The sequence below is a fragment of the Herminiimonas sp. genome (genome assembly GCF_030645555.1).
Classification (GTDB): Bacteria; Pseudomonadota; Gammaproteobacteria; order Burkholderiales; family Burkholderiaceae_D; genus Oxalicibacterium.
The window spans coordinates 1-1393 of the sequence record NZ_JAUSME010000188.1 but is presented as its reverse complement, the minus strand read 5'-3'; the positions used below and the strand labels follow the sequence as shown (position 1 = coordinate 1393).

General features: G+C 56.3%; 1 protein-coding gene and 1 pseudogene. Both read right to left on the bottom strand.

Annotated elements, in window-relative coordinates:
• Positions 1-476 (bottom strand): annotated as a pseudogene (locus Q7T06_RS07295) (ABC transporter permease); the annotation flags it as partial.
• A gap of 9 nt (positions 477-485) precedes the next feature.
• Positions 486-1393 (bottom strand): ABC transporter ATP-binding protein (locus tag Q7T06_RS07290; RefSeq protein WP_304782665.1); only part of this gene is annotated, 908 nt, incomplete at its 5' end.

The window sequence follows — 1393 nt, the reverse complement described above, 5'->3', positions numbered from 1 at the left end:
ATGCCGATGATGAAACCGAACAGGCTGAAGGTCACCGCAGTGAGGATCAGGAAGCTGATCATCCAGAACGGATGGGCAATTTCAAATGCAACAAAGAGCCTGGCGGTGGCCAGTATCAGCAAGCCGAGGATGACTGATTTGGTCGCCGCCGCACCGACATAGCCGATCACGATTTCAACATGGGAAATCGGCGCCGAGAGGATTTCGTATATCGTGCCCGCATACTTGGGCATGAAGATGCCGAACGATGCATTCGAGATGCTTTCCGTCATCAGCGCCATCATGATCAGGCCGGGGACGATGAATGCACCGTAACTGACGCCGTTGACTTCGACCATGCGGGCGCCTATCGCGGCGCCGAACACGACAAAATACAGCGAAGTTGAAATCACCGGCGCGGCTATGCTTTGCATCAGCGTGCGCCAGGTGCGCGCCAGTTCGAAATGGTAGATGGCGCGGATTGCGTAAATATTCATGGTTTTTTCTTAATCCTTGCTGTGCACTAAACTGACGAAGATCTCTTCCAGCGAGCTTTGGCTGGATTGCAGGTCCTTGAAGTCGATACCGTGTTCGCCCAGTTTCTTCAACAATTCAGCTATGCCGGTTTGTTCGCTTTGCGCGTCGAAGGTATAAATCAATTCATTGCCATCTGGAGTGAGTTCCAGTTGCGATGTTGCAAACTCTGCCGGGATCGCTGCCAACGGACGTTGCAGATGCAGCCTCAGCTGCTTCTTGCCCAGCTTGGCCATCAGCACGGCCTTGTCCTCGACCAGGATGATTTCGCCTTTGCGGATCACACCTATGCGGTCCGCCATTTCCTCGGCTTCTTCTATGTAATGCGTGGTGAGAATGATGGTCACGCCGCTGGCGCGCAAGCCGCGCACCATTTCCCACATGTCGCGCCGCAATTCCACATCGACGCCGGCAGTCGGTTCATCGAGAAACAGGATTTGCGGCTCATGCGAGAGCGCCTTGGCGATCATCACGCGGCGCTTCATGCCGCCCGACAGTGCAAATATCTTGGCATCCTTCTTGTCCCACAGCGACAGCGCACGCAAGACCTTTTCGACATGCGCATGATCCGGCGCCTTGCCGAATATGCCGCGGCTGAAATTGACCGTCGCCCATACCGTTTCAAATGAATCGGTGGACAGTTCCTGCGGCACCAGCCCGATCTTGGCGCGCGCAGCGCGATAGTCGCTGACGATGTCATGGCCGTCGGCCAGCACCGTGCCGGTGCCCGGATTGACGATGCCGCAAATGATATTGAACAGCGTGGTCTTGCCGGCGCCGTTGGGGCCGAGCAGGGCGAAGATTTCACCGCGGCGGATGTCCAGGTCGATGCCCTTGAGGGCATGGAAACCGGAAGCATAGGTCTTGGTCAGTTGCCTGA